This is a genomic window from Gemmatimonadota bacterium, assembly GCA_026705765.1.
GTDB lineage: Bacteria > Latescibacterota > UBA2968 > UBA2968 > UBA2968 > VXRD01.
Genome location: JAPPAB010000129.1, coordinates 17,925 through 36,047 on the forward strand (window position 1 = coordinate 17,925; position 18,123 = coordinate 36,047).

Here is an 18,123-nt window from a genome sequence, read left to right on the forward strand (position 1 = left end):
GTCCCGCTCTTTATGTTTTTTTTAGGACCCGATCATAAATCACCTCTAATTTTTCGGCTTGTCTTTCCAGGTTGTGCTGTTTTTCGACGTGGGCACGGCCAGCGCGGCCAAATTGCTCGGGGGAACCGAGGAGGGTGTCCAATCCTTCAGCGAGGCCCGCTACGTCTCGTTCGGGATATAATAGGCCGCAGGTTTTGTCGATTACGACTTCGGGGATGTCGGCGTGTTGGGACGATACGATGGGGATGCCCATTGCCATTGCTTCGATTAGCGCGACAGGGGCACCGCCTTCGGTGTCGCCATCTGATGCTGTGACGCTGGGATATAAAAGGGTTGTTGCGCGTTTGAGTTCTTCCAGTGCGAGAAGATGGGGAAGCAGGCCGAGCATTTTGACGCGGTTTTCAAGGTGTAGATTTCGTATTTCAGCTTGTAGTTGCAGGCGCAAAGGTCCGTCGCCGATCATCCGCAGTTGGGCATCTGGATATTTTTTTGCTATTTTCGCAAATGCTTGGATTGCGTATTTCAATCCCTTTTTTTCTCGAAATACAGCATAGGTCAATACGATGGGGTGTTCGGGTGTGTGGTCTGTTCTGAAGGGTATTTTGTCGAGATCTACGCCCAGGTGCTGTACGATTATCCGGTTGGCCGGGCATCCCAGTGCGATGAGTTGTTCGCCCATGAAGGGTCCTTCGACGAGGAAGAGGTCGCCTTTGGCAAAGAGTCGTTTGTACCGTTTTTGCCATTTTTTTTGCCGGGACAGTGCCGATACGTCCAGGCCGTAAAAGGTGGTTATGAGGGGGATGCCCGCTCGTTGTTTTGCAGAGAGACATCGGTATCCTTCTTGTCCAAAATGCGCGTGGATGAGGGCGGCGTTGTGTTTGCAAAGCCAGTTTTCATAGCCAGCGTACGTGCCGCGCATTTTGCGAATGAGGCGCAGAACTGTTCTGCGAATGGGCGAGATATCTTCGGCTGATAAGACGGGGTCTATGGGGAATTGATCCAGATTCTGGCGCGTTTGTGTGAGGACGATGGGGCGATACCGCTTCAGTGCGCGAATCTGGTCGTATATCCAGGTGGCTGTGGCTGGTAAGAAGGGGTTGGCACTGTGCGCGACGACAGGTTTCATGTATTTCCTCACTTGGACCTTACTTGATAAAGAGATAGAACACGTTGGTCATCATACGCTGCACGCGCGAGTCAGGGCCTTATCGATGGGATCCTTCTCCTGAGGATGATACGATCAACGACCCTTCGGCGCCGGAAACATCTCATAGACTTGTTGTATAAGCCTATCTTTCAGGTCCTGGACCTGAACCCCATTCTGATAAACAAGAAATGCGCACACCAACCCCCGCCTCCGATCAATTCGAAAATGCGCCCCCCACGCGCCGCCGTGAAAAACGAGATCGGCCAGGCCGGACTCTGAAACGTCGTCCCGGAACCATCCCAATCCGTAGGTCCTCCGAGGTCTGTCAGGTGACTGTAGTCGCCGCATCTCGCTTATGGATGCCCTGGAAAGGATTCGCTTTCCGTCAAACACGCCGTCGTTCAGGTGCATCTGACCAAACACCGCCAGATCGTCCAACGTGGTAAACAGCGATCCTCCCGACAGGATGAAGCGGAAATCCTCGATCTCCGCCATGGAACGTTGTCTCTGTAGTTTTCCTTTTTGTCTCAGATACCCCGTGGGCACCGTCTTTCGCGCTTCGATAGAGGGCAAAAAGGTCGTGTTATTCAGACCCAGGGGGCGAAACAAAGCATCCTGCGCAATCTCCTCGAGCGACTGATCAAGAGCGACTTCCGCGACACGACCCAACACGCAATATCCAGTGCCGGAATAGATCCATTTCGTTCCCGGCTCATAGACGAGATCGTACTCTGCAATGCCATTGACCGCTTCGGCCAGCGGGCGTTCGAAATTGCGGATGAGATCCATCTTTTCGGAAGTGATTCCCTGGTTCCCCCAAAAGCCTGCGGTGTGCGATAGCAGGTGGCGAATCGTCATCGGCCGCGCAGGCGACTGGTTGCCTTCAACCTTTACCCCTTTGAACTCTGGCAGGTATTTCTCCACCGGATCGTCCAGGTTCACCTTCCCCTGTTCAACCAGGGCCATTACCACGCTTGCCATAAAGGGCTTGGAGATAGATGCGATCGGAAGCAATTCGTCCGTAGTGAATGGTCGCTTCGATTCGATATCGGCATATCCAAACGCCTCTCGAAAGACGATTTCTCCTTTGTGGGCGACAAGAAAGGATCCCCCCGCAATCTGGCCCTGCTGCACAGCCTGACGCATAATTCCGGCCAGCGATTCGATCTGATTTTGCGTCACGCCATGCGACTGTAGATCCGTTGCGGCAGACATGGCGCTGCGCGAGGCTTCCGAGCGTCGTTGTTCTTGAGCGTCGACCGCGTTCTGTATCAGCAAAACGGCAGCGATTATTGCTAGTAAAATTTCCATTTCTATAGTTCCCTCACCATTTTTTGGATACTTTTAAAGCGTCTGCTGCAAAGCTCAGTCTGACTTCTTGGACACTTTCTTACTGAATAAACCGATCGAATAGATTCGCTGTCATACGCTGCACGCCCAAGCTGCCAGTGTGACATTGACAAACGCATCTGGGTCGCCACCACTGGGTTGCATATCGTTATCCTCTTGAGGCCTCGCGTTGACTTTTGTAGTATAACACAGTAATTTTGAAATATCAATCTATGACTGTCTGAAATACGTACCATTGGAGAGAACAACAGAAATCCGCTCGGCACGAAGTTACCATGTCTGGAAATTTACTCCGTTGATAGATGAGGCACAAAATCCATGAATGCAATATATAGAGACACAATCGCCCATCTAATCGAGATGTCGCCCTTCGAGATTGAGCCCGATGTACAAATAACCAGTCGCCCGCCTACTATGGCGAGTTCTATGTTTCTTACGAACAAGGAACAGGGCGACTGGGCAGAAGAGATTGTCTTCAATGCAATCAACGAAAACTCTCAGGAATATTGTGCAATAAAGTACGGTCGTGCGGAGTCTTTGGCAGCCGGTGACCCCGGGTTTGCCGACTTTTATGCTTCTTATATCGATGAGTTGAACACGATTGGTAAGAAACCCGATCTTCTCGTCTATAAGCGGGAGGACGTTCCAGAGCATTACAACCTGGATGATGATGCGTTCATTCGGAACGCCGTAGCGGCTATTGAGGTTCGTTCGAGTAGTTTTCTTGCAAATAGATATTCGTCATTCATGGATAATAGAACACGCGATGCGGAATCTGCCATTCTACAAATTCAACGGGAGATTCTCTCAGAACCCTACGCGAGCCTGCTTGCAGAAAAGAGTCCTGCACTTCATGAAATGATAGAAAACGCAACCATCAATACGTTTCGAGAATTGAATTTCAGGCGAAGGGGCTGGTATTCGACGGAGCCTTTGCGAAAGCTGAGTGAGCTTTTGAAATCTCTAAAAGAGCAGATGCAAATCCTTCAAAAACGGGACTATCTCAGCATCACACCGAAGCTCGAAGATCTGGCACTTGTCAACCGTTGGATTCAGCGTTTCGGGGTGAGGCACTGCTATTTGCAGGTGTTTTTTGACAAGGCATACGTTATTCCGTTTCAGGATATTCTGGAAATAACCTCTGATCCGAAAAATGAAGGTGTGGTGTTCTCCATAGAGCGGGATGTCAAAAATCAAGGCAAGACAACTATCAAGATCAATGTTCATGTTGGAAAAGAAATTTTGGGCAGGATTGATATGCCGCAACACCGCTCTGCTCTGAAAGAGTTAGAGCGCGGGCGTCTTCTGTTTTATGTCACCTTCCACGGCGGGCGTGGCTACCTCGATCCGGCTGTTTTCTCTCAGGAGATATTAGATGCAGGTTAATCAAGCCGAATACCTGCGGAGCGTTGGCGAGAAGCATCGCAAGAGATATGGGCAGTTCTTCACTCGTCCTGAAGTGGCCGAGTTTATGGTGCAGTGGGTTCTGGAATCAGAGCAGAGGGTGCTCTTTGACCCCAGCTTTGGTCTGGGTGCTTTTTTCGATCCCGTTGCCGACGATCCGAGCATCGTGTTTGCCGGAAGTGAGAAAGATTCCAAAATCCTCGATTTCTGGACAGGCGAGTCAGGGGGACGGAAATTAGATATTGAGCATGAAGACTATCTGCTCTCATGGGGGAAAACGCACGCCAATATTGTCTGCAATCCGCCTTACATGCGCTTCCAGAAGTTTATTGGCAGGGATTCTGTGTTCAAGGCGTTTGTCGATAATCTGGGCTTGAGATTGTCGGGATATACGAATACGGCATCCGCATTCCTGCTGAAGTCGCTGTCCGAACTGAATGGGTCGGGTCGGCTTGCGTATATTATGCCTCTTGAGTTTCTCAATACTGGATACGGGACCATTGTTAAGAAACGTCTTATCGAGAGCGGTCATCTTGTCTCTATTATCAATCTTAAATGCGAGAAGGACATCTTTCCCGATGCAATAACCTCAGTGGGAATAATTCTGTATGATGCCTGTCGGCAATATTCTCACGTTGATTTCCATATCGCTGATTCCATTTCTTCATTGGAAAACATCCTTGAGAACCAGCCAATTACCAGGGTCGCATTGGAGCGACTCAATCCCGAGTTGAAGTGGTTGTCATACTTCCAGACAAATACATTTGACATCAATCATCAAATAGCCGTACCGCTAAAATATTATGGTCATTTCAGCAGAGGTATTGCCACCGGAGCCAACGAATTTTTTGTTTTGAAACCGTCTCGCGCCAAAACACTGGGAATCAATGGCCCGGAGGTTGTTCCCTGCATTACGAAAAGCTCTCAAATTCGGCAATCCGTATTTGGTCGTGCAGACTACGATGATTTAGTTAGAAACGACGCGCCTGTTCTGCTATTCAGTGTCAGTAAGACACACTCGAAACGCGCGGCAGATTATATTCGAAGTGGGGAGGAGAGGGGTTATAACACGCGGTTTTTAACAAAAAATCGAAATCCCTGGTACAAGACGGAAAGGAGAGCACCCGCCCCCCTTTTGCTTGGCGTGTTTTCACGTGGCGGCTACAAGATTATTCGCAACAGAAGTGAGGTGTTGAACTTGACGTGTTTTCACGGCTTTCAGCCCAATATTATTGGTATGGCATATCTCGACCGCCTGTTTCTCTATTTGGCCTCTGCGCCGGGGCGCGATGTCGTTTCATTATGTGTTCGAAGATACGGTGACGCGCTGGATAAGTTCGAGCCTAATGATCTGAATCAGGCGCTTGTACCAGGCCAGCAGGTGCTTGATGAACTTTCGAATGGGGAGGTCGCGAAAGCCGTTCGCTGTGCAGAAAGAACCGGAAAAACGCCCGGCTGGATAGACACTTTCTTTGAGCAATTGATGATACCCACCGACCATTAGCACCCTCTGTCCTATTCCCATTGTAGGACCTTACTTTACAAACTGATTAAACACATTCTCCATCATGCGCTGCACGCGCGGGTCCGGGCCTTTCGGTTTGGCATGCCTGTGTGCGGGCAATACGTGGCCGGGAGGCGACGACAAGCCTTGCGCCCACCAGATCGTCCCGGCGTTGAATACGACATTATTCTTTGGTCCATCGTAGATCGTAGCGGCATGAGGACTGTACCTGGGATTCTTCGGTAGCATCGGTCCCTCGGCCAGAACTTCAAAGTTAGGCAGTTCGAGAGCAGGCGATCCATGCCATTCCCAGCCTATTAGTCCATCGATGGTGTCACCTTTTTGCATGCCAGTGCCATCATAGATCCAGTGATTGGGTTGGGTGCAGGTCCAGTCACCTCCGCCAATGCCGGCGGTGCGTCCCCCCATGAGCAACGCCGCGTCCGGCCCCGCTGGATACTTGGCGGGGGTGCCGCGTCGCTTGTTCAACATCTTGCTGAGTTCCTCGCCAATGAACTTATCTTCGCGTCGCATGATCCGGTGGAGCTGCCCCTCGGCAGAGGGTAGCAAAGGCACCACACCCCAAACCGAATTACCACTCAGAAAGGCAAGGTTGACGCCCGCGTCTCGGGCCGCGCTGACGTTTTCGTACATCTCCCGAGTCCAATACTCGTCATGGCCCACGGAGATAAAGCCTTTCGCGCGTTGTAATCTCGGACCGTGCCTGTGCGTATCCACATTTGAGATATACGACACATCGTAGCCCTGCTGCTCTATCCAATAGGAGAGGGGGAATTCCCAAAGAAGAAATTCGCCCGTGCCCACGGACTTGGGATTCTTGACCAGATGGTCCTGGCAGAACTGGGCGTAGGGACGGTCAAAACTCACCCACCCGGTATCGTTATGGTCCGTGCTCCACTTTTTCCTTTTTTTATATCCCGTGTAGCCATTTTTGTCGTTGTGATAAAGAGACCACTCGTTGGTAGGCCAACTGTTGTAGGCTTGCCAGGTCATGTCGCTGCATTGGAAGAGCAAATCGCAGGGGCGATCATCGCGCACAATAAAGATGACGTAGCTTTGCACGCCCCCTTCTTTCGCGGTGAGTTTGCCCAGATAGACGCCGCTGAGCCAATCGTCGGGAATCTCAAATTCTACGGAAGGTTCCCAGGTGCATTCGCGCAGACGGTTTTCGCCTATCGGCGGATCGGCCTGGGTTTTGCCCTGTATAGAATCAAAGCGCTTCATGAAACGACCGCCGGTTCCGCCGTAATAGCCTGTGCGGAAGATCTCCAGATCAAACTGGGACACTGGATTCGTGCTCACCATGACCTTGATCGTGTCGCCAGCACTCACGCTTGTCTCGGAGCAGTAGCCCTCGATTCGCGGGGAACGCCACAACGCCACCGGTTCGATGTCGTTGATGTCGGTCTTAGTGAGCAACCAGTCGCGCGTTCCACGCCTGGCGTTTTCGAGTTGGATGCGATTGCGTCGTTTTGATTTCGCTACGTTTGAATTTCCGTAGAGTTGTGGTGCGCCAAAGGTTCCGGCTGCCAGACCGAGACTTGCGGTGGCGACGCCTTTGATTAAATCGCGGCGATTCAGGCCATTTTGACGTGCAAAACGCTTCCAAAAATGAAAAACTGCTTTCAAAGCTTTGCTCATAATATACACTCCTGATAACGAAATACTTGACACTTCCCAACTGCGTCCTATAATAGCCACTGAATTTTATAAACACAATGCGAAAAATGGAGTTTTTTTATGGCATTGACGACCAATTATCTCGCTTATGATTTGGGTGCGTCCAGCGGCCGGGCTGTTTTGGGGCGTTTTGATGGCGCGCGTCTGGATATTGAAGAGATTCACCGGTTTCCCAATCAGGGGATACCCATTGGCAATCATTATTATTGGGATGCGCTGCGGCTGTTTGACGAGATGTGTACGGGGTTGCGTCTCGCGGTTCGGTCCGGGGAACCGCTCAATGGTATGGGCTGTGATACGTGGGGGGTCGATTATGGCTTGCTCGATGCGCAGGACAATTTGCTCGGCAATCCCTTTTGTTACCGCGATGCGCGCACACAGGGAATGATGGATGTCGCGTTTGATCGCGTTTCTCGCGAGGAGATTTTTGAGCAGACGGGTATTCAGTTTATGGAGCTCAACACGCTGTATCAGTTGCTCGCGCAGCGTCTGTCGCAATCGCCCCAACTCGATATTGCGCGTACGTTTCTCACGATGCCCGATTTGTTCAATTTCTGGTTTACGGGTATGAAGGTGTGTGAGTATTCCAATGCAACGACCACGCAGTTCTACAATCCGCGCGAGAATGCCTGGGCAAAATCAATGCTCAATGCGCTGGATATTCCCACGGATATGCTTCCGGATGTGGTGTCTCCGGGTACGGTGCTTGGTCCCATGCGCAGGAGCATTGCGGATGAGATGGGTATTGCACCGATTGATGTGATTGCACCGGCTTGTCACGATACGGGGTCGGCGGTTGCGGCTGTGCCCCTTTCTTCACCCGATGCGGTTTATATCAGTTGTGGCACGTGGGCGTTGATGGGAGCGGAATTGCCCGCACCCGCGATTAATAAGCGTGCGCTCGCGCACAATTTTACCAATGAAGGCGGTGTTGATCATACGATTCGGTTTTTGAAGAATATTTCGGGGCTGTGGATTGTGCAGGAATGCCGCCGCGTGTGGGCTTTGGCGGGGAAAGATTATTCGTGGGAAGAGTTGATGGGTCTGGCGATGGAATCGGATTGGCTCGCGTCGTTTATCGATCCGGATCACACCGATTTTGGTACGCCCGGGGATATGCCGTCTCGCATTCGGGATTTTTGCAAGCGCACTGGTCAAAGGTTGCCCGATAGTGAGGGGGATATTATTCGCACGGCGCTGGAGAGTCTGGCGCTCAAATGTCGCTATGTTCTGGGGCAACTCGAAGATGTATTGGGCAAGACGCTAGGGGATATTCACATTGTGGGTGGGGGTATCCACAATACGCTTTTGTGCCAGTTTATCGCTTCTGCAACGGGGCGCGCGGTGCTGTCAGGTCCGGCTGAGGCGACTGCAATGGGCAATCTTTTGATGCAGGCGATGGGCAAAGGGCAGATTGGTTCTCTGGGTGAACTCCGGGATGTTGTGCGCGCTTCTACTGTGATTAAGACATATAGCCCGACTGATGCGGATGCCTGGGACGAGGCGTTTGAGAAATTTCAACGGGTGATGTGATCTATTGCCGCTTTGAGTTCTTTGGGGCTGAATCCATAGGGCCCGTGTTTGCCGGCATAGGCGATGCGGTTGTCTGTGCCGATTAAGTAGAGGCGTTCGGGCCAGGCGATATAGTCGTTCATGACGGCGTCGTCCATGTCGTCAACGTAGGTGCGTATGCCGTATTGCATGGCATCTTCGCATGTTTTTGCAACTTTTCGGCGTTCTGCAAGGGTTTTTGGGTCGTAGATGCCCGTGTCTTTGAGTTTCCAGCCGTCTTCTGGATGGGCTTCGCGGATGTAGATGACGAGAAAGTGGATCTGTTTGTGATATGTTGCATAGAGGTCGCGGAGGCTAACTGCCTCGCGGACAAAGGGCGGTCATGTGAAGCTGCCGAAGATGAGTGCAACGGGTTTGTCTTTGCATAGTTGCGAGAGGCGCACGGGGTTTTCGCCGTTGATATCCGATAGTTCAAAGTCCGGTGCGAGGTCTCCTGCTTTGGGCGCACGGGAGTCATTTTGGCTGAGCCAGGCAAAGGCTTCGGCGCGATTTTGGAAGGTTTTGGACATGGGGAGTCCTCCGGGTTTTTTTAAATATATTATGGATCGATACGTCGTTTGTCAATATATCTGAAATGGAGCGGACAAAAAAAGGAGAGCTTTATGGTCAGGTTCGGTGTGGTCGGTTTGAAGGGTATGGGCGGGCAACATGTGCGGGAGATTTCAGGACTGGATCGGGCGGAGTTGGTGGCGGTGGCGGATTTGGATCTGGATTATGCGCGGCAGGTTGGAGAAGAACGGGGTGCGCGCGCCTGGGGCGATTACCGGGAGATGGTCGAGGCCGAGGATCTGGATGCGGTGGTGATTGCTACGCCGCACCATCTCCACGCGCCGATGGGGTTGGATTGTTTGGAGGCGGGGTTGCATACTTTTGTGGAGAAGCCGATTGCGAATACGGTTTCCGAGGCGGACAGGATGATTGAGGCGGCGCAGGCGCGGGATTTGAAGCTGGCTGTGGGGCACAATTATCGCACGTTTCCCGGCAATCGCGCGCTGAAGCGGCTGATTGATGAGGGGGCGTTGGGAGAGATTTATCGGGTGCTGTGGTTGTGGATTGAGACGCGGCCAGAGGTGTATTACGACCGGGATATATGGCGGTGTACCTGGGAGCACGCAGGGGGTGGGGTGCTGATGAATCAGACGAGTCACGATCTGGATTTGCTGTGCTGGATGGTGGGTGATCCGGTCGCGGTTTCTGCGATGATGTGTAATTGGGGTCATCGGGTGGAGATTGAGGATACGGTTGTTGCCAATATCCGTTTTGCCTGTGGTGCCCATGCAAATGTGCAGTTGAGTACGTGCGATAGGCGGTTGAATTACAGACAGATTTCAGGGGATCTGGGTACGATTGAGTTTCGGGATGAGAAGAATGCCAATTCAAAGGTGCCCGATGTGTTTCGGCTGGGACGGTACGAGGCGCCTATGCGGGCGTTTATAAAGGGGGCAAAGGGGCATCAGCCAAATATTAACTGGGAGGATGTGCCGTCCGATGAGGGGGGTCCAACGCTGGTGGAGAGTTTTGTTTCGGCGATTCTGGATGGCGGAGAGGCGATTACAGATGGGGTGACGGCGCGGCGAACACTGGAACTGATTAACGCGATTGTGCTTTCGGCTCTGCGAAAAGAGGAGGTCGCGATGCCGGTTGATCGGGATCGATATGATGAACTGATGGAAGAGCTAAAGCGCGGAGAGACGCAGGTGGACAGGTTGTAGGTTCTGGATTTTTTGGTTTTGACCAGATAGGAGAGGTAAGAATGAGACTTTCGTGGATGACTTATGGTGTTTTGAAGGCACTTTCCCGACGGGATTTGTTGCAGATGTTGAAGGATCACGGGTTTGAAGGGGTGGAGTTTCGGACGGATGCGGGGCATGGGCACGGGGTGGAGGCGTCGATTGACGAGGCAGAGCGAGAGCAGGTGGTGGCAGATTGTGCGGCGATGGGGATCGATATTATGAGTGTTGCTACGGGCAATCGGTATCACGATACGGATCCGGATGAGCTTCGGGATCATATTGAGCAGACGATGGTTCGGATGGATCTGGCATCGGATCTGGGCGCGCCTCGCGTGCGCGTGTTTGGGAATAATTTTCCAGCAGAGGTGCCCAGGGAACAGACGATTGCCCAGGTGGCAGAGGCGCTGAAGCCGCTGTGTGATTACGGTGCTGAGAAGGGGGTGAAGCCGTGTCTGGAGTTGCACGGCGAGTTCGATTGGCAGGCGTGCAAGGCGGTGGCTGAGCTGGTGGATCACGAGAATTTTGGGTTGGTCTGGAATTCGGTGCCGCAAGATGTGGTTGATGGGTCTGTGAAACAGGCGCTGGATACGGTATGGCCCTGGCTGGACCATGTGCATATGCACGATCTGGCAGGACAGGGCTATCCGTATCGCGAGTTGTTCCGGCTGTTGCATGAGAAGGGATATGAGGGGTACATGTCGGCAGAGACCGAGCGACGCCCCGATAAGGGGGTGGGCGATCTGTGGATGTTTGTGGCTTATTATTCCGATCTGTTCAGAGCGTATCGCGATCTCGCTCGGGGGTGAGAGAGGTTGTAAGCACAAACGCCATCGGCAAAATAGCTGATGGCGTTTTTTGTGTTGGGAATTTGTACTGCAAATTATGTCAATACTTCGCGCAAGCGTGCGGTGACGATTTCCTGGTCGTCTTCGATGAAATTGGTTACGGCGACGCGGAAGGTGTTTGCACTGCCGCGTGTCCATACGGCTGGATTGCCCTGTCGAAGTTCTTCGATTATTTGCACCGCGGTTTTGCCCAGTGCGGTTTCATCGACTGTGATGTGTACGCCATCGCTCAGGCCTCGTGAGTCGGCCGAGAATTTGGCTGCGATGTGGGGAATGTCTTTCAGATTTGAGAGCAGTTCTTCGGCTTTGCGTTTGTATTCGGATAGACGCGCTTCGTGGTCCATGCTGAACCATTCGCGCAGGGCAACGACGACGGCGATGACTTCTTGCCGATCTACTTTTAGGGGGCGGCCTATGGTGTCGTAGGGGGAGGTTTCATAGCCGATGAAGGAATGGAGAAAGGCGGCGTCGATCAGGTCTTTGCGTCCGCACAAGATGCCCGTGGAGTGACAAGAGCCAATGTATTTGGCGCCGTAGCCGATCAAGTCTGCGCCCATGTCGGGATATTTTAGCATGGTTTCGAGGGGATAGACCTGGCTCGCTGCATCGACGATGACGGGGATTCCGTTGGCGTGGGCGATGCGGACTACGTCTTCGGGGGATAAGACGCCTTCCTGGCCTCCGGGGGCAAAATAGTGGATGGCTGCGGTCTGGTCTGATATGGCGGCTTCGAGTTGGGCTTCGGTCGTTCCGCTTTCATCGCCGACTTCTATGAGTTTGGCACCGAAAACAGTGAGTACCGGGTCGTAGTGATAGCGCTGTTTTTTTTGTATTAGAATGTGGTGTTTCATGCCCGTGGTATCGGGCAATTGTTCCATTTTTTCGGGGTCGCTGCCCGACATGCAGGCGGCTGTGCTGAGGGCTAATGCTGCCGCGCATCCGGGTGTGACCATTGCCGCTTCCGCGCCGAGGGTGTCGGCGATGAGTGCACCGGTTTTTTTGAGTAGTGCTTCCATGTCCGCAAAGTAGCGATTCGCTATGTCCATTGCGGCTTGTATTTCAGGGCCCACACGCGACCCGCCGATGACTGTTTGATAGCCCGATGCGTTGATTACAGGCACAACGCCCAGGTCTTTGTAGATTTGACGCGCTTTGTCGATGCTCATGATTTCTCCCAAAAGTATGTTTTCACAATGAAGATGCCCGCGGAATGAATGGCGATTTGCAATCACGCTCTTTTCCCGCTGCCAATCTCCGCAACCGCATCAACCTCGACGAGTAGGTCGGGGCTTACCAGTGTTGGTGTTGCGACTGTGGCACTGGCAGGGATATTATTCGGAAACGCCTTTGCACGCGCCGCAGTATAGTCCGTGTATCGGCTCATGTCGGTGATGAACGCCGTAATTTTTACCACGTCGTCCATTGTCGCACCCGCTTCGGCGAGAACCGCTCGGATATTCTCGAACACTTGACTTGCCTGTGCGCCCATATTGTCCCGGCCAACCACGTTGCCCTGTGGGTCAAAAGCGACCTGTCCCGAGACATATACTCTGTTTCCAACCTGCACGCCCTGGGCAATCCGGAATTTGCTTGCCCACGGCCATGGCGGATTTAATTCGATTCGTTCTGGCATCTTCTACCTTTTTATTGTTGTCGCGCTATTTTATTAATTTCTAATCCTACAGTCAACAGAAACTCCACGCATCGATCATGGTTTTCCTCTCTTTTTATTTATTAGACCGCGTAAGCTGAGTTTTTCCAGACGTCCTGAGCTACGCGGAGGATGTTGCCGCCGATGATTTTTGCGATGTCGTCGTCGCTGTAGCCCCGTTGAACGAGGCCGACGGTGAAGAGGGGCCAGTTGGTCCAGGTGAGGCTTTGTTCCTGGTGGGGTTGTCGCCATTCGGGGGAATGGAGAGGGTCTCCTGGTGGCCAGAGTGCTTCCCACCGGTTGCGCTGTCTGGGACGGGGGTTGAGTTTTCGGTTGGCTTCGTCGCTGTATTTTGAGGGGTAGCCTCGATCCGTGCCGATGGTGACGGCGTCAGTGCCAAAGGTTTTGGCGACGTAGTCGATGTGGTCGAGGAAGGCACTGATGTCGCCGTTGCCGCCGAGGAATGCGGGTACATTGGTGATGCCCATGGTGCCCCCGGTATCGAGTACTGCGCGGATGATGTTGTCGGGTTTGCTGCGGATGTGTTCGTTGACTGTGCAGGCGACGGAGTGGCTGACGACGACGGGTTGTGTGGATGCTTTTGCCGCGTCGAGGCAGGTTTGCCAGCCGGTGTGGGCGAGGTCTATGATGATGCCGAGGCGGTTCATTTCGTTGACTGTGGTGTGTCCAAAGTCGCTTAATCCCGCGTCGTTGGGTTCGCCGCAGCCGTCTCCAATGGGGTTGCGGCGGTTGTACGTGAGGTGCATCATGCGCGCGCCTAGTTGTGCAAAGACGCGGATGTAGCGCAGTTCTTCGTCCGGGTTGGCTTGGTCGCCAGCGAGTGGGATGCCGTTGCAGGTGAGGTAGGTGCAGCGTTTGCCCGCTTTGTGGGCTGCGACGATGTCGTCGGGCGTGGTGACGCGCTGGAGGAAGTCGGACATGGCGTCGGTGTTGTACGTGTGTCGAGCAAGGCGTTTGATGAGGCGCAGGGGGTCGTTGCATTCTTCTCCTGCGTTTTGAAAGGTGCAGGTGACGCCAGAGGTCTGCCAGATTTCCCGGTATTCTCGACGGAGTTCGGGGGTGAGTGCCCAGCGGGTCATGCCCATGTCTTCGGTGAGGTCTTGCAGTTCGCGGTCAGACGCGCCTGCTTCGATGGCTGCGTTGACGGGGTCGGGATCGACGGGTGAGCGCAGGCCCAGGCCGTAGGATTCGATGACGAGGGCGTGTTCGTGAAGTTCCAGGCCGTGATCCAGGTCGCGCTGTGACGGTTTGAGGATGTTGAGTGCTACGTCGCGAGCGTGTTGCATTTGGTCGTTCATGGTTGTTTTCCTGTTTTATATGTTAAGCGGTCAGCAAATCAGGCGTTATAGAGCCGTCATCGCGGTATGTTTTTGAGCCGCGATCCAGAAGGTTTTTTACAAAAAATCGATCAGGTCCTCGTTTTTTGCAAGGTCATATTTTATTGTCAGCGTTGCTTCGGGATAAAGCGCGTAGGCCGCTTCTGCCCAGGAGGTGTCGAAGGTATCGCCCGTGTTGTGTAAGAGCAAGTTGTTCGGGGCGATGAGTGCTGCGGCATTGGGCAAGCCTCCCGCTTTGAGTATGCCGGGGATGGGCAGGTGTTTGAGGTAGTCGTTTTCGGTTGCGGTGTTGAATGCGTTGATGTCGGATGCGATTTGTAGATCGGTGCGTTCTGTGATTGCACCTGCGATGATGGTCCAGAGTCCGGCATTGCCAAAGCCGACGATGTTTACTGGACCACTGGGTATGTGGCGCAATGCGAGTGCGATGTCGTATATGCGTTCGGCGTCATCGGTGCGGTTAAAGGTGTTGAAGAATTTCCCGCCTCCGCGCGGTTCTTCGGGATTTTCTTCGCCGATGTTTTGGCCCGTGCCGAAGGGGTCTATGGCATAGACGGTGTGATTTTTGTCGAGGAGGGCCTGGATAATGGGTGAGTACAGGGCGTCCATGCCGTGCGGGTGAATTAAGAGGGTGGATGTGTCGGACGGGGTTTCGGGCGTGAAGGTGCGGATGGGGACGCGCACGTTGCGGCGGTTGCCGATGAGTGTTCCGTTTTCTTTCGTGTTGTGTTCGTAAGTGACGGTGCTGTTGTCGTAGCCGACGGTTATGCGCAGTGCTTCGCCCAGGGTGCGTCGATTTGCGGCGAGGGTGTCGGGGGTGTTTGGGCGATAGGTTTCCAGTGCGGTTTTGGATGCGGCAATGCACTGGCGGATGAGGTCTGCGTGTTGGGTGATTGCGCCGTCGGGCAGGCCATTGAAAAAGGCGAGCATGTTTTTGTGTTCTTCGACTTCAAAAGGGGGTTCGCTAAAGTTGTCGTCAAAGGGCAGGTCGAGCCAGCGGGCGAACCAGCGGTACACGGCTTCTCGCATTTCGAGGTTGTAGCCGTGGGGCGCGTCAATCTGGATTTGAGAGATGCGGTCGTCGGCGTCGTAGAGGTCGTATATGCGTTTGATGGCGGGGTATTCGACGTCGGGTGTGTGTTGTGTCCAGTCCTGTGAGGAACTGACGAGGATGAGGGGTTTGGGCGCGAAGGTGGCGCCGATATCGACGTTGTTGGTGTCGATGCGCAGCAGGGGGGCGTTTTCACAGACACAGCCGCCTTGCATGTAGGCGGAGACCATGCAGACGGGTGCGGCGACGTGCAGGCGGTCGTCAACGGCATAGAGGTTATAGGTTTGGGTGCCGCCGCCCGATTCGCCGGTGCAGCCCAGGCGGTTGGTATCGACTTCGGGGAGTTCGCAGAGGAAGTCGAGTGCGCGGATGCTGTTCCAGAGTTGAAATCCCAGGATGCCGATGTTCCAGAGCATGCGGTCGTCTTGTTTGTGGGGCCAGGGTGCGCGGTGTACAATACTGTAGGTTTCTTTCTGGTATGCGCCGGAGAGGTGTCGGGCACTGTCGTTGTAATCGACCATGTCCCACATGAAGGCCGTGCAGCCCATTCGAGCAAAGGTGATGCCCCTGCCCGGGTAGGATGTGTCGCCGTGTTGTATGCGGCCCAGTTGTGCATGTCCGTGTGGGCTTAAGATGCCGGGGTGGCTTTTGGGTTGTGGGTCGAGGGGACGAAAGAGGCTGCCGCCCACGTAGAAGTTGGGCAAGCTCTGGAAGTAGGCTTTTTCGATGGTGTACCCGTCTCGTTCAATGCGGTCGTAGATGTGGATGTCGAGCGGGGTTTTTTCGGGCATTGGCCAGAGTCCAGCGGCAAAGAGGATTTGCTTTTTGAGTCTTGCCTTTTCTCGTTCCCAGGTTTCGCGGTCGGGATATGTTGCGGGCGTGAATTCGGTGCTGGTGTGCGGGAGGTTTTGCCATCGGGGGTCCATAGGGCCTCCTGTAAAAGCGCGAATCTACGAATCTACGAATCAGCGAATCTACGAATCGGGATTAGCACTGGCTTTGGGTGGTTGGGCGGGGTTCGTCTATTCGTCTATTCGTTCAATCGCCGCTGGGGCGCCGAAGTATTTTTTCAGGCGTTTTGCGTCGAATTTTTCCCGGCGGTCATAGGTGTAGATGCCGTTTTGTTCTTGTTCGATGTCGGTGAGTTGTGTGTAGCAATACCCCGCGATGTTGGGGTGGTTGAGGAGGATAGCTGTGAGTTTTTCGATGCGGTGATACACTTCTTCGATGTCGGTGGGGCGCTTGCCGTAGCCCCAGCTGCTTTTGCGGTCTGCGTCCTGTTCTGTTTCGACGGCATTGGGATCCCACCATGTGCCGCCATATTCATCGACGACATAGGGTTGGCCCTGATAGGGCGCGCTTAGTTCGGGAAAGCGGATGGGTGTGTTTTTCCAGTCGTCGGGGGATACGGGTGCGTAAGTTGTTTTGAATTTGGCGGGGTCCTGTTCGTAGTCGTGTACGGTGTAGATGTCCGTGCAGACGTGTACGTAGCCGCTGGTGTCGTGGCAGGGGCGAGAAGGGTCGAGTGCTCTGGTGAGGTCGTAGGTTTCCTGTATGGCTCGGCGGTGCGCTTCAAAGTGTTTGGTCGCGCCGCCCCGGGTTTCGTTGTATGGGGTCCATGCGAGGATGGAGGGGTGGTTGAGGTCGCGCTGGACTATTTCTCGCCATTCGCGCTGCTGGTTGTGTATGGATTGGGGTGAGCCAAAGTTCATGCCCCAGTCGCAGTATTCGCCCCAGGTGAGATAGCCGAGTTTGTCGGCCCAGTAGTGAAAGCGTTCTTCGAATACTTTCTGGTGTAGGCGCGCGCCATTGAAGCCGACGGCGAGCGATTTTTCGATGTCGGCTTTGAGCATGTCGTCGGATGGAGCGGTCCATATTCCGTCGGGATAGAATCCCTGGTCCAGTACAAGGCGCAGGAAGATGGGGGTGTTGTTGAGGTAGAATTTGTGGCCTTCGATGTGAAATTTTCGCAGGCCGGCATAGCTGTTGACTGTGTCGATGGTGGTGTCACCGTCGCAGAGTTCAAAGCGGAGGTCGTAGAGATGGGGGTTGTCTGGCGACCAGAGTTGTGGGTTTTTGATGCGCAAGGACATGGCAGCGCCGCTCGTGGCGGGCATGGTGGAGACCGCGACTTCTTCTTTGCCGTTGAGGAGGACGGCGCGAAAGGTGTGTCCGCGATGCGCGTTTTTGAATGTGGGGGTGAGTACAAAGCGGCTGCTGTCGAGGTCGGGTACGATGCGCACCGTTTCGATGCGCGATTCGGGTACGGCTTCGAGCCAGACGGTTTGCCATATTCCCGTGACGCGCGTGTAGTGGCAACCGCGGGAATAGAGGTCGGGGCACTGTTTGCCCGATGGCTGGTCGCCTGAGCGCGTGTCGTCATTGGCGCAGACGACGAGGTGGTTTGTGTCAGATGTGAGTGCGCCTGTGATGTCAAATGTGAAGGATGAACTGCCGCCGTAATGTTGTCCGATGAGCCGACCGTTGACCCAGGCTTTGCAGTGGTAATCGACCGCGCCGAAGTGCAGGAGTACGCGCTTGTCCGTCCATTCCTCGGGGATGTCGAGGGTTCGGTGATACCAGACCGAGGGCATGAAGTCCGTGTGTTGTATGCCCGAGAGGCAGGATTCTGGACAGAAGGGGACGGTGATGGCGCGGTCTAACTCAGCAGGATTTTGGGGCCAGCCTTTGGCTTCGCCGGATTGTCCAGTGTCAATGGCGAAGTTATAGGTGCCGTTGAGGTTCAACCAGGTGTTGCGCTGAAATTGCGGACGGGGGTGTTCGGGGCGCGGTTGTGTTTCGGGCAT

Annotated in this window: 14 protein-coding genes; 5 read left to right on the forward strand and 9 right to left on the reverse strand. The window is 53.8% G+C overall.

The window, feature by feature from the left end; genetic code table 11:
- Positions 1 to 10: 10 nt before the first annotated feature.
- Together OXH16_17190 and OXH16_17195 are read right to left on the reverse strand one after the other, a co-directional pair.
- Positions 11 to 1,126: a glycosyltransferase gene (locus OXH16_17190; protein ID MCY3683134.1), complete on the reverse strand. Its 1,116-nt coding sequence runs from the start codon at positions 1,124 to 1,126 to the stop codon at positions 11 to 13.
- Between the two features lie 114 nt (positions 1,127 to 1,240).
- On the reverse strand, positions 1,241 to 2,362 hold the full coding sequence (locus OXH16_17195) for a serine hydrolase (protein ID MCY3683135.1): 1,122 nt from the start codon (positions 2,360 to 2,362) through the stop codon (positions 1,241 to 1,243).
- A 453-nt stretch (positions 2,363 to 2,815) separates the two neighbouring features.
- Between OXH16_17195 and OXH16_17200 the strand changes: the two genes are divergently transcribed.
- Together OXH16_17200 and OXH16_17205 are read left to right on the forward strand one after the other, a co-directional pair.
- On the forward strand, positions 2,816 to 3,883 hold the full coding sequence (locus tag OXH16_17200; GenBank protein MCY3683136.1) for an AccI family restriction endonuclease: 1,068 nt from the start codon (positions 2,816 to 2,818) through the stop codon (positions 3,881 to 3,883).
- Positions 3,873 to 5,405, forward strand: a complete 1,533-nt coding sequence (locus OXH16_17205; protein MCY3683137.1) for an N-6 DNA methylase — start codon at positions 3,873 to 3,875, stop codon at positions 5,403 to 5,405. The genes OXH16_17200 and OXH16_17205 overlap by 11 nt, the downstream gene beginning before the upstream one ends.
- A 30-nt stretch (positions 5,406 to 5,435) precedes the next feature.
- Here the strand turns inward: OXH16_17205 and OXH16_17210 are convergent, their stop codons facing one another.
- Entirely contained in the window at positions 5,436 to 7,067 is a 1,632-nt protein-coding gene (locus OXH16_17210) for a hypothetical protein (GenBank protein ID MCY3683138.1), read from the reverse strand.
- Between the two features lie 99 nt (positions 7,068 to 7,166).
- Here OXH16_17210 and OXH16_17215 point away from each other — a divergent pair, with 99 nt between their 5' ends.
- A complete protein-coding gene (locus OXH16_17215; GenBank protein ID MCY3683139.1) occupies positions 7,167 to 8,639 on the forward strand; it encodes a rhamnulokinase in 1,473 nt (490 codons plus the stop codon).
- On the opposite strand, the gene OXH16_17220 is transcribed toward OXH16_17215, so the two are convergent.
- Positions 8,624 to 9,187, reverse strand: a complete 564-nt coding sequence (locus OXH16_17220) for a redoxin domain-containing protein (GenBank protein MCY3683140.1) — start codon at positions 9,185 to 9,187, stop codon at positions 8,624 to 8,626. The genes OXH16_17215 and OXH16_17220 overlap by 16 nt on opposite strands.
- A gap of 93 nt (positions 9,188 to 9,280) precedes the next feature.
- Between OXH16_17220 and OXH16_17225 the strand changes: the two genes are divergently transcribed.
- Positions 9,281 to 10,390: a Gfo/Idh/MocA family oxidoreductase gene (locus OXH16_17225; protein MCY3683141.1), complete on the forward strand. Its 1,110-nt coding sequence runs from the start codon at positions 9,281 to 9,283 to the stop codon at positions 10,388 to 10,390.
- Between the two features lie 41 nt (positions 10,391 to 10,431).
- A complete protein-coding gene (locus OXH16_17230) occupies positions 10,432 to 11,217 on the forward strand; it encodes a sugar phosphate isomerase/epimerase (GenBank protein MCY3683142.1) in 786 nt (261 codons plus the stop codon).
- A gap of 74 nt (positions 11,218 to 11,291) precedes the next feature.
- Here the strand turns inward: OXH16_17230 and OXH16_17235 are convergent, their stop codons facing one another.
- From OXH16_17235 to OXH16_17255, 5 genes are all read right to left on the reverse strand, one after another.
- Entirely contained in the window at positions 11,292 to 12,422 is a 1,131-nt protein-coding gene (locus OXH16_17235; protein MCY3683143.1) for an aminotransferase class V-fold PLP-dependent enzyme, read from the reverse strand.
- 62 nt (positions 12,423 to 12,484) lie between these two features.
- The gene (locus OXH16_17240; GenBank protein MCY3683144.1) at positions 12,485 to 12,889 is read right to left on the reverse strand and encodes a RidA family protein; all 405 of its coding nucleotides are present in this window, start codon (positions 12,887 to 12,889) and stop codon (positions 12,485 to 12,487) included.
- Positions 12,890 to 12,990: 101 nt separating this feature from the next.
- Entirely contained in the window at positions 12,991 to 14,226 is a 1,236-nt protein-coding gene (locus OXH16_17245) for a membrane dipeptidase (GenBank protein MCY3683145.1), read from the reverse strand.
- A 96-nt stretch (positions 14,227 to 14,322) separates the two neighbouring features.
- Positions 14,323 to 16,242 (reverse strand): hypothetical protein, encoded by a 1,920-nt coding sequence (locus OXH16_17250; protein MCY3683146.1) that lies wholly within the window; start codon positions 16,240 to 16,242, stop codon positions 14,323 to 14,325.
- Between the two features lie 96 nt (positions 16,243 to 16,338).
- Entirely contained in the window at positions 16,339 to 18,123 is a 1,785-nt protein-coding gene (locus OXH16_17255) for a beta-glucuronidase (protein MCY3683147.1), read from the reverse strand.

What these genes read in the sequence shown, in the direction of transcription:
- OXH16_17190 (MCY3683134.1), bottom strand. Translation starts at nt 1,126, where the DNA reads ATGAAACCTGTCGTCGCGCACAGTGCCAACCCCTTCTTACCAGCCACA.
- OXH16_17195 (MCY3683135.1), bottom strand. Translation starts at nt 2,362, where the DNA reads ATGTCTGCCGCAACGGATCTACAGTCGCATGGCGTGACGCAAAATCAG.
- OXH16_17200 (MCY3683136.1), top strand. Translation starts at nt 2,816, where the DNA reads ATGAATGCAATATATAGAGACACAATCGCCCATCTAATCGAGATGTCG.
- OXH16_17205 (MCY3683137.1), top strand. Translation starts at nt 3,873, where the DNA reads ATGCAGGTTAATCAAGCCGAATACCTGCGGAGCGTTGGCGAGAAGCAT.
- OXH16_17210 (MCY3683138.1), bottom strand. Translation starts at nt 7,067, where the DNA reads ATGAGCAAAGCTTTGAAAGCAGTTTTTCATTTTTGGAAGCGTTTTGCA.
- OXH16_17215 (MCY3683139.1), top strand. Translation starts at nt 7,167, where the DNA reads ATGGCATTGACGACCAATTATCTCGCTTATGATTTGGGTGCGTCCAGC.
- OXH16_17225 (MCY3683141.1), top strand. Translation starts at nt 9,281, where the DNA reads ATGGTCAGGTTCGGTGTGGTCGGTTTGAAGGGTATGGGCGGGCAACAT.
- OXH16_17230 (MCY3683142.1), top strand. Translation starts at nt 10,432, where the DNA reads ATGAGACTTTCGTGGATGACTTATGGTGTTTTGAAGGCACTTTCCCGA.
- OXH16_17235 (MCY3683143.1), bottom strand. Translation starts at nt 12,422, where the DNA reads ATGAGCATCGACAAAGCGCGTCAAATCTACAAAGACCTGGGCGTTGTG.
- OXH16_17240 (MCY3683144.1), bottom strand. Translation starts at nt 12,889, where the DNA reads ATGCCAGAACGAATCGAATTAAATCCGCCATGGCCGTGGGCAAGCAAA.
- OXH16_17245 (MCY3683145.1), bottom strand. Translation starts at nt 14,226, where the DNA reads ATGAACGACCAAATGCAACACGCTCGCGACGTAGCACTCAACATCCTC.
- OXH16_17250 (MCY3683146.1), bottom strand. Translation starts at nt 16,242, where the DNA reads ATGGACCCCCGATGGCAAAACCTCCCGCACACCAGCACCGAATTCACG.
- OXH16_17255 (MCY3683147.1), bottom strand. Translation starts at nt 18,123, where the DNA reads ATGCCCGAAACACAACCGCGCCCCGAACACCCCCGTCCGCAATTTCAG.